Genomic DNA, 9,711 nt, shown 5'->3' on the forward strand with positions numbered 1-9,711 from the left:
CATGTCCACGCCCCTGCTGTCCCTCTACCAGCGTCTGCAGCGATGGCCTGCCGGCAACTGGCTGTTCTCGCGTGCGGTGTGCTTCAAGGCACCCTACTTCGCCAGCATCGCCCCGCGCATCACCCGCCTTGAGCACGGCCGCTGCGAAGGCACGCTGCCCGACCGCCGCAAGGTGCGCAACCACATCGGCACGGTGCACGCGATCGCGATGTGCAACCTGGCCGAACTGACCGCCGGGCTGATGGTCGATGCGTCGTTGCCGAAGGGCATGCGCTGGATTCCGAAGGGGATGCAGGTGCAGTACCTGGCCAAGGCCCGTGGCACGCTGCAGGCGGTGGCGCTGCCGGCGCAGCCGATTGTCGTTGCGGCCGAGGGCTATGCGCTGCCGGTGACGGTGAGCGTGCGCGACCACGCGGGAACGGAGGTGTTCAGCGCGGTGATCGACATGTGGCTGTCGCCGGCGAAGTAAGGTTCCCGCGAACGGCGCAGCCCCTCGTGGGTGGACGGCGAAAGCGGTTTATCGGTTGGGCCGGAGGGGTGGGTCCATGCGGGGACGCCGCAAGTACGTCCCTGTAGGCTTAGCCGCGCCATCCATGGCGCGGATACCCCGCCCGGCCCCACCCCTCCGGCCTCGGACGGATCTCTGCGGCGTCCCCCACGGAAGAGAAAAAGAAGAGCAAAAGCAAAAGCGACCCATCGGCCGCTTTTTTTCATGCACGCAGAACCCACAAGCGCAGCGACCCGCTGTTGCTCTTGATCTTCTTTTTTCTTCTCCGTGGGCTGGCCGCGCACGGAAACTGTCAGGGGTCGGGCGGGTTGGGTTCGCGGGGGTGTCCGCGGCATGGATGCCGCGGCCAAGCCCCCAGGGATGGGTTCACGGCGTCCCCCGCGAACCCAACCCGCCCGGCCAACCCCATGACAAGCTCTACGCGACCACCCCACGAGGGGCTGCGCCGTTGGCAGGAAACTACGCCACCGCGCGAAACACCAACGCCAGAATCGCCGGCAGCGCCTGGATCATGAAAATACGGCGGTTCACGCTGTAGGCGCCATAGCACCCCGCTACCACCACACAGGCCAGCGAGAACGTCACCAGCACCGGCTGGTCGATCAACAGCCCCACCACGATGCCTGCAGCCAGGAAGCCGTTGTAGAGGCCCTGGTTGGCCGCCAGCACGCGCGTGGTCTCTGCCTTCTCGGGCGTGTTGCGGAACGTCTTCAGGCCCAGTGGGCGCGTCCACAGGAACATCTCCAGCACCAGGAAATAGACGTGCAGCAGGGCGACCAGCAGGGTCAAGGCAAGTGCGATCCAGTACATGGGCGTTTCCTTGGATAAATGGATGGGGTGATGGGGTCAGAGCCCTCTCCGTGGGAGAGGGATCCGACCCCGCGCGGCTCAGCGGTCGCGCGGCAGCTTCTTTTCTTCGCGCAGCACGCCGAATGCGGCAGCGGTCATGCACGCGGCAACCACCACGCCGCCGATGAACACCACGTGCGAACCAAACAGGGACAGGCCCTTGTGCACCCAGGTGAAGCTCAGGTCCGCGCCGCGGTAGACCACCGTATCGATGGCCGCGCCGGCCTTGTAGCGCCACTGGCGGTCGACGCGGGTATAGATGGTTTCGCGTGCCGGCTTGGCCAATGCGAACTCACTGGCGCGGGTCATCACCTGCACCACGGCCACCATCAGCGGCATCGGCGAGGCAGCCAGCACCGAGAAGCCGATCAGGATCGCGAAGCCCGGGATCAACAGCGCCGGAGCAATGCCGTGGCGTGACAGCAACCAACGGGTCAGGCCGAGCTGCATCAGCAGTGCCAGCGCGTTCACCGCTAGGTCAATGCGCGAGAAGAAGGCAGTGGCAGCGCCTGCATCGTTGAACGCCGCACGCACGATAGTGGCCTGCTGGTTGTACAGCAGGGTGCCCACGCCAACGCCGAACACCACCATGACCGCCAGCCAGCGCAGCAGCGGCTCACGCACGATCAGCTTCAGGCCATCCAGCACGCTGCCACCCATCGGCTGCTCGCCCGACACCAGCTGCTGCTCACGCTCGCGCAGCACAGCCCAGTGCCGCAACCGCCAGATGCAGAACATGCAGACGGTCAAAAAACCGGCCGAAACCAGCATCAGATTGGCGATGCCCACGCGCTGCACCAGTGCGCTGGTGATGATGGGGCCGAGGAAGGCACCGATGGTGCCAGCCGCACCGATGTAGCCGTAGTAGGCACGCGCCTGCACGTTGGAGAACACATCGGCCATGAAGCTCCAGAACACCGCCACCGCGAACAGGTTGAACACCATCACCCAGAGGAAGAAGGCCATGCCCCGCCCCGGCACGTTGCTATCGAACAGTGCGTAGAAGCCCAGCAGGGTGGCGATGAAGAACCCATACACCGCCGGCAGGAACACCCGGCGCGGGAAGCGGCTGACCAGCCAGCCGTAGGCCGGCTGCAGCACCAGCATGATCACGAACACGCAGGAGAACAGGAACTGCAGGACGAAGTCCTTCAGCGCGATGCCATGGCTGGCGAACCAGGCGATCAGCATCGGCGGGAACACGGTCTCCAGGTCGGCCGAAGCGGCCATCGCCTCACGCACCGGGCGCAGCACGTAGTAGCCGCTCAGCAGGCAGAAGAAGTACAGGAACGACCACCACAGCGCCGGCGACTCACGCAGTGCCGCCGTCAACCCACGCAACGGCCCCTTGCCCTGCACCGCGCTCACGCGGCGTCCCTCGCCAGAAGACGGCGGTTGGACAGCGGCATGGCAGGCTCCGGGGCGATGAAGCGCGTACGTTAGCCAATGCACTGCAACATCGCCAGCAGCAGCCCCGCAGAAGGCTGAAACGCAGTGTCACGGCCCCACCCGGACGACACGTTCCGATACACGCTTCCGGAGCGTCAAAATTCCAACTTTTTCAACGAGATGCGCATTCATCTTCGCTTTGTTTGTGCACAAGGGAAAAGCGGCGCTAGAATCGCCATCAGCAGTCGCGCACGGGTCTCCACGATGAAAAAGAACAGCCTGCGTCGTCCGATCCGTTCGGCGGCCACCGGTTTGCTGGGCATGTTGATGCCCGTTGCCTTGTCCACCACTGCGCAGACCCCGCCGCCATTGCCGCCGATGCCGGCCAACATCGAATCCGCTGCCGGCGCTGCTGTCGCCCACACGCAGCCGGCGGCCTACCGTACCGGCCTGGTGCCGCAGGTGCAGCTGCCGGCGGCCGGCTTCAACGTGGCCAACATCGAATCGATGGCGCAGCAGCTGACCTATGGTGAGCGCGTACCGGGCATGGCCGTGGCCATCGTGCAGGGTGGCCGTGTGCTCAGCGCGCGCGGCTATGGCGTCACCGACGTCAACAACCCGCTGCCGGTCGATGCGCATACCGTGTTCCGCCTGGCGTCGCTGTCCAAGGCCTTCGCCGGCACCATGGCCGGCCTGCTGGTCAACGATGGCACCCTGCGCTGGGACAGCAAGGTCACCGACTACGTGCCGGGCTTCCGCCTGAACTCGCCGGAAGCAACCGACCGCCTGACCGTGGCCGACGTACTCAGCCACCGCGTCGGCCTGCCGTACAACGCCTACGACCGCGACATCGAAGGCAATGCCGAGTACTACTCGCTGACCCAGAAACTGGCCAACACCAGCCTGAAGTGCCTGCCGGGCGACTGCTACGCCTACCAGAACGTGGCCTTCAGCCTGATCGGTGACGTGGTCTATGCCGCCTCGGGCAGCTTCTACGAGCAGTCGGTCGAGCGCCGCATCTTCAAGCCGCTGGGCATGAACGATGCCAGCCTCGGCCTGGCCGGCATCCAGGCCAGCTCACGCTGGGCGCGCCCGCACGTGCGCAGCCGTAATGGCTGGGTGTCGCTGACGCCGAAGCCGACCTATTACCGCGTCGCCCCGGCCGCCGGCGTCAACGCCAGCGCCAGCGACATGGCGCAATGGCTGCTGGCCCACACCGGCCACCGTCCGGACGTGCTGCCGGCGCCGCTGCTGGCCACCCTGCATTCCAGCCTGATCAACACCCCGGGCGAGATGCGTTCGGGCTGGCGCCGCGAGCGCCTGCACTCGGCCGGCTACGCACTGGGCTGGCGCACCTTCGACTATGCCGGTCACGACGTGGTGTTCCATGCCGGCGCCGTGCAGGGCTACCGCGGCCTGGTCGCGCTGGTGCCGGAACGCGACCTTGGCATCGCCATCATGTGGAACGGCGAAAGCGGCCTGCCCAGCGGCCTGCTGCCGACCGTGCTCGACGCCGCCCTCGGCCTGCCGACCCAGCGCTGGCTGGACGTGGACACCGACTTCGGCAGCGACAACCTGATGGCCGAAGGCGCGAGCCCTGCGCAGCAGGACAAGCGCAAGGGCAAGGGTGCTTCCAGCAACCGTGCCGTCGCCTCGCCGCGCTGATCTGGCGGGCTCGACGGTGAGTACGAAGGGCGGCCCGCGGGTCGCCCTTTTTGTTGGCTGTCGTGGAGTCGAGCCTTGCTCGACTGTCCGTGCAAAGCAGTCGAGCACGGCTCGACTCTACAAATGCGTGAAGCAGCCGAGCAGGGCTCGGCTCTACAGTTCCGGAGGGCTAATGCGCGAAGTAGTGCATTCCGCCGTCCACCGGAATCACGGCACCGGTGATGTAGCCGGCCAGCGGCGAGGCCAGGAACGCCACCAGCGGCGCCACTTCCTCCGGTTCGCCGAAGCGCCCGATCGGGATGTTGCGGGCGATGAATTCGCGCCGGCTTTCCTCGGTGGGATGCAGGCGGTCCCGGATCTGCGCGCTATTGATCCGTCCCGGCGCGATTGCATTGACCGTGATGCCCTGTGTGGCCAGCGCCGACGACAGCCCCTTGCTCCACAGATGCAGCGCTGCCTTTGCTGCCGTGGCGGCGTTCACGGCACGCGGCTCCATCGAACCACTGAAGTTGATCACTCGTCCCCACCCCTGCGCCTGCATCGCCGGCAGCAATGCCTGGGTCAGCCGTCGCGCCGCAGAGAAATTCAGTGCGATCGCCTCCTCCCAGACATCGTCGCCCGCATCCACCGTGGCCGGCCGCCCTCCTCCAGCCGCGTTGACCAGGATGTCCACCCGCTGCAGCGCTGCCAGCGAGGCATCGGCGATGCGGCGCACATCATCGGCATCGGTGACATCACCGAGCACGATGACCGGCGCGGGCGCGCCACCGCTTTCGATTTCCGCCGCCAGGGCCTGCAGCGGCTCCGCGCGCCGTGCACTGATCACAACACGCACACCCTGCGCCGCCAGCAACCTGGCAACACCGGCACCGATGCCACTGCCCGCACCGGTGACCAGCGCGGTGCGTCCCTCGAGGTTCAAATCCATGGTGTTCTCCTGTGAGCATGGCCGGGACATCCGGCCCGTGCAGCGCATGCTCTTTGATCACCCCTGATTGATAAACTCCGCGCAGGTTTCAGCATTCAACACCCGGGGTGTCAGATGAACCTGCTGGAGAGCATGCGGGTCTACGTGCTGATCGTGGACAAGGGCAGCCTCAGCGCTGCGGCAGCGGCGATGGATATTTCCGCGACGATGGCCGGCAAGCACCTGCGCTCGCTCGAGGCCCGGCTCGGCATGCAGCTGCTCAGCCGCACCACCCGGCGCCAGCACCTGACCCCCTTCGGCGAGGACTACTACGCGCGATGCAAGGAGATCCTGCGCCTGGTGGACGAGACCGATGCGCAGGCCCAGCACCAGCAGCTGGCACCCGCAGGAACGCTGCGCATCAGCGCTCCGGTAATCTTCGGCACCCATGCACTGGTGCCGGCGCTGGCCGAGTACATGGCCCGCTACCCGGACGTCCGTGTCGAGGCGACGCTGACCGACCGCGTGGTCGACCTGGCCGAGGAAGGCTTCGAAGCAGCGCTGCGCATCGGCACCCTGGCCGGCAGCAGCGAACTGATAGCACGGGCGCTCGCCCCGTATCGCTTGATGATGTGCGCCTCGCCGGCCTACCTCGCGCGCCACGGCACCCCGGACACGTTGCCAGCGCTCGCCTCGCATCAATGCCTGTCCTTCGAACCCAGCGCGCTCGCGCAGTGGCTGCAGGCCGGCGCTGGCGAGCTCGACCACGCGCCCGATGGCAGGCTGCAGATCAACAACGGCGAAGCACTGCGTTCGGCCGCACTGCATGGGCTGGGCATCGTGCTGCAATCGACCCTGCTGCTGGCCGCAGATGTCGACGCCGGGCGCCTGGTGCAGCTGTTCCCCGAGCACGGTCAGGCCGGTCGGCCGATGCACGTGGTCTACGCCCACGACCGCTACCGCTCAACCCGCCTGCGCAGCTTCCTCGACTTCCTGGTCGAGCGTTTCCCGCCCTTGCCGACCACGTTCGCAACCGACATCCGAGCATAAAAAAACCCCCTCCCTGCTGGGCAACAGGGAAGGGGTTTCAGGATGCGGCTATCGGGAAGTACTTAGATCAGCGGCGCCGGGGTTGCCGGCAGAGCGACCGGAGCAGCCTTCTTCTTGCGGGCGGCCGGCTTGCGCTTGGCAACCTTCTTCGCTGCCTTCTTCGGGGCAGCCTTCTTGGTGGCCTTCTTCGCGGTCTTCTTCACTGCCTTCTTGGCGGTCTTCTTTACCGCCTTCTTTGCAGTCTTCTTTACTGCCTTCTTGGCGACCTTCTTGGCCGGCTTGCGGGCAGTAGCCTTCTTGGCAGTCTTCTTGGCAGTCTTCTTGGTGGCCTTTTTGGCTACCTTCTTGACGGCCTTCTTCGCGGTCTTCTTGACGGCCTTCTTGGCAGTGGACTTCTTGGCTACCTTCTTTGCCGCCTTCTTCACTGCCTTCTTCGCAGTGGTCTTCTTGGCGACCTTCTTCGCAGCCTTCTTCACTGCCTTCTTGGCGGTCGCCTTCTTCGCGACCTTCTTCACTGCCTTCTTGGCAGCGGCCTTCTTAGCGACCTTCTTCACCGCTTTCTTGGCGGCGGGCTTTTTCTTCGCAGCTTTCTTGGTTGCCATGGGATGGCTCCTCGTCAGTGATAGGGAGTTGAAACGCCCAGGTGGATCAAACCCGCGGATGCTGCGTGCGGGGACCGCCGGCGCGTCAGGCGCGCCGTTACGGATGCGGCAATGCCCGCCTCGATCGGCGGAGCGGGCATCGGAACGGGAGGTACCTTGCATTTCTCCGGGGGAAGCGGGGCCATGTCCACCGTCATCAGGGTCGCGGTGGTCTTGAAGGGGCTGCTTCGCATCGGACGATTGATTCTGCGCACTCGGTTGGGCAGGCAAGGTCTGCTGAGGCGAAACCTAATCACGGTTTTTTTTACTGTCAACAACCCCCGCGAAAAATTTTCACATCCGCGCCGTCCGCGGCGGCGTCTGCACGGTCGCCACGTCGCGCCTGCAGCGACCGCCGAAGCGCCGCGCACGCACGTTGTCTGCAACAACGCAGACGCAATCGTTGAACAAAAAGCACTTGAAATAAGCACTCTACGCAGAAGCGTGCATGTCCGTCGCCACAGCATGCATGCATTGCAAACAACCATCACCGCTGCCGCCAACGCCAGCACAACGGCGCCGCAACGGGGCATCAAAAGTTTTCACATCCGGACACGCCAACGCGGGGTGGAAACGCGGATTTGCGCAAAACTGCGCATGCCCTTCCGTGCCGTTCGTCTGCCCGCTGATGCCATGCCGAGGGTCGGCAACGAACCCGTCGTCATGAGTCGGGCACCATCGCCAAAACAAAAACGGCCACCCGAAGGTGGCCGTGTCCGAACCCGGAAGTGACGACTCAGTGGTCTTCGTCTTCCAGGGCTTCGGCGTACGCGTCCGGATCCAGCAGCTCGTTGAGCTCATCGGCGTTGGACAGTTCGACCACGTACATCCAGCCGTCGCCGTAGGCATCTTCGTTGATGGTTTCCGGCTTGTCCGACAGCGCCGAGTTGACCTCGACGATGGTGCCGCTGACCGGGCTGTAGACGTCGGAGGCGGCCTTCACCGACTCGACGACCGCGATCTGCTCGTTGGCCTTGGCGGTCGCGCCGACTTCGGGCAGCTCGACGTAGACCAGGTCACCCAGCAGGCCCTGGGCGTGGTCGGAAATACCGACGGTCACGCGGCCATTGCCTTCGACACGGGCCCACTCATGGGACTTGAGGAACTTGAGGTCGCCGGGGATCTCGCTCATGGGACTGCTCCAGAGATATGCAGGGGTGGAAAAAACGGGGCTAGTGTAACCAACCGGCCGCCACTGCTGTCAGTGACGACCGGCATGTTTGGATCAGGCGTCGCCAAGCACGCCGGGCTGGGCCTGGCCTTCGCGCACGAACGGGAACTTGACCACGCGCACCGGCACCTGCCGGCCGCGGATGTCGACGGTGACCTCGCCCACTTCACCGGCCGGCACGCGCGCGAAGGCGATGCCCTTGGCCAGGGTCGGCGAGAAGGTGCCGGACAGGATCTCGCCCTGGCCACCGGCGGTGGTCACCGCCTGACCATGACGCAGCACACCCTTCTCGTCCATCACCAGGCCGATCATCTGGCGTGCGGTGCCAGCGGCCTTCTGCGCTTCCAGCACGTCGCGGCCGATGAAGTCGCGACCTTCGTCCAGCGACACGGTCCAGGCCAGCGCCGCTTCGTACGGGCTGATCGCTTCGTCCATGTCCTGGCCATACAGGTTCATGCCGGCTTCCAGGCGCAGGGTGTCGCGCGCACCGAGTCCGGCCGGCTTCACGCCCGCCGCCAGCAGGCGGTTCCAGAACGCGACCACGGCATCCTGCGGCAGCAGGATCTCGAAACCATCTTCACCGGTGTAGCCGGTGCGGGCGACGAACAGCTCGACGCCATCGTCGGACTGCGCCTGCAGCGCAGCAAAGCGGCCAAGCTTGGTCAGCGCTGCACGGTCGGCTTCGCGGGCCAGGCCGATGACGATGTCGCGCGCCTGCGGGCCCTGCACGGCAAGGATGGCCAGGTCCGGACGCTGCTCGACGCTGACGCCGAACGGCGCGGCCTGCTCACGCAGCCAGGCCAGGTCCTTCTCACGGGTGGATGCGTTGACGACCATGCGGAAGAAGTCATCGCCCAGGTAGTAGACGATCAGATCATCGATGACGCCGCCGCGCGGATTCAGCATGCACGAGTACAGGGCCTTGCCGGTCACCTTCAACTTGTCCACGGAATTGGCCAGCAGGCGGCGCAGGAACGGCTTGACCTGGTCACCGCGCAGGTCGACCACGGTCATGTGGCTGACGTCGAACACACCGGACTCGCGACGCACCAGGTGGTGTTCGTCCAGCTGCGAGCCGTAGTGGATGGGCATGTCCCAACCCCCGAAATCGACCATCTTGGCGCCAAGGGCGCGGTGGGTATCGTTGAGCAGCGTCTTCTGGGTCATGACCGGGTCCGGCAGCAGAGGAAACAAGAATCCCCATTATCCCAGATCGGTCGCCCGCAGGTCGCGCCGCAGCGCAGCGGGGTGTTTGGCCGGCCTGCGGCCGGCGCCGCTTTCTACAGCTAGAGCGCAAAGCCTGAGTTCATCGGCTCTGGATTGACTCGGCCTGGGCGGGTCGGAGCGAGTGCTTTTGCTCTTTGCTCTTTTTCTTTTTCCGTGGGCTGGACGCGCACGGAAACTGTCGGGGGGGGGGGGGGGGGGGGGGGGGGGGGGGGGGGGGGGGGGGGGGGGGGGGGGGCGGCCCGGCCCGCGCGGGGGGGGGGGGGGGGGGGGGGGCGGCCCGGCGCCCCCCCCCCCCCCCCCCACC

The 9,711-nt window shown here is 65.9% G+C and carries 10 protein-coding genes; 4 read left to right on the forward strand and 6 right to left on the reverse strand.

Going from position 1 to position 9,711, the window contains the following annotated elements; all coding sequences use genetic code 11:
* Window position 1 precedes the first annotated feature (1 nt).
* Window positions 2-469, forward strand: coding sequence for a hotdog fold domain-containing protein (locus tag V9K93_RS20175; protein WP_295379708.1), 468 nt, complete (start codon window positions 2-4; stop codon window positions 467-469).
* Between the two features lie 498 nt (window positions 470-967).
* On the opposite strand, the gene V9K93_RS20180 is transcribed toward V9K93_RS20175, so the two are convergent.
* Window positions 968-1,318: a DUF1304 domain-containing protein gene (locus V9K93_RS20180; RefSeq protein WP_253079647.1), complete on the reverse strand. Its 351-nt coding sequence runs from the start codon at window positions 1,316-1,318 to the stop codon at window positions 968-970.
* A gap of 78 nt (window positions 1,319-1,396) precedes the next feature.
* Complete coding sequence (locus V9K93_RS20185; RefSeq protein WP_136639828.1) at window positions 1,397-2,725, reverse strand: NTP/NDP exchange transporter; 1,329 nt, start codon at window positions 2,723-2,725, stop codon at window positions 1,397-1,399.
* A gap of 285 nt (window positions 2,726-3,010) precedes the next feature.
* Here V9K93_RS20185 and V9K93_RS20190 point away from each other — a divergent pair, with 285 nt between their 5' ends.
* Window positions 3,011-4,411, forward strand: coding sequence for a serine hydrolase domain-containing protein (locus V9K93_RS20190; RefSeq protein WP_136639829.1), 1,401 nt, complete (start codon window positions 3,011-3,013; stop codon window positions 4,409-4,411).
* A 169-nt stretch (window positions 4,412-4,580) separates the two neighbouring features.
* Here V9K93_RS20190 and V9K93_RS20195 read toward each other — a convergent pair whose 3' ends face one another.
* The gene (locus V9K93_RS20195) at window positions 4,581-5,339 is read right to left on the reverse strand and encodes an SDR family NAD(P)-dependent oxidoreductase (RefSeq protein WP_046987798.1); all 759 of its coding nucleotides are present in this window, start codon (window positions 5,337-5,339) and stop codon (window positions 4,581-4,583) included.
* Window positions 5,340-5,453: 114 nt separating this feature from the next.
* Between V9K93_RS20195 and V9K93_RS20200 the strand changes: the two genes are divergently transcribed.
* Window positions 5,454-6,368, forward strand: a complete 915-nt coding sequence (locus V9K93_RS20200; protein WP_295382170.1) for a LysR family transcriptional regulator — start codon at window positions 5,454-5,456, stop codon at window positions 6,366-6,368.
* A 62-nt stretch (window positions 6,369-6,430) separates the two neighbouring features.
* On the opposite strand, the gene V9K93_RS20205 is transcribed toward V9K93_RS20200, so the two are convergent.
* Window positions 6,431-6,970: a hypothetical protein gene (locus V9K93_RS20205; RefSeq protein WP_046987800.1), complete on the reverse strand. Its 540-nt coding sequence runs from the start codon at window positions 6,968-6,970 to the stop codon at window positions 6,431-6,433.
* Between the two features lie 183 nt (window positions 6,971-7,153).
* Here V9K93_RS20205 and V9K93_RS20210 point away from each other — a divergent pair, with 183 nt between their 5' ends.
* A complete protein-coding gene (locus V9K93_RS20210; protein WP_136639830.1) occupies window positions 7,154-7,741 on the forward strand; it encodes a hypothetical protein in 588 nt (195 codons plus the stop codon).
* Between the two features lie 4 nt (window positions 7,742-7,745).
* Here V9K93_RS20210 and gcvH read toward each other — a convergent pair whose 3' ends face one another.
* A complete protein-coding gene (gene gcvH / locus V9K93_RS20215; RefSeq protein WP_046987801.1) occupies window positions 7,746-8,141 on the reverse strand; it encodes a glycine cleavage system protein GcvH in 396 nt (131 codons plus the stop codon).
* 93 nt (window positions 8,142-8,234) lie between these two features.
* Window positions 8,235-9,347 (reverse strand): glycine cleavage system aminomethyltransferase GcvT, encoded by a 1,113-nt coding sequence (gcvT, locus tag V9K93_RS20220; protein WP_136639831.1) that lies wholly within the window; start codon window positions 9,345-9,347, stop codon window positions 8,235-8,237.
* Between the last annotated feature and the right edge of the window lie 364 nt (window positions 9,348-9,711).

This window comes from Stenotrophomonas sp. CCNWLW162, assembly GCF_037203745.1.
GTDB classification, from domain to species: Bacteria; Pseudomonadota; Gammaproteobacteria; order Xanthomonadales; family Xanthomonadaceae; genus Stenotrophomonas; species Stenotrophomonas maltophilia_AQ.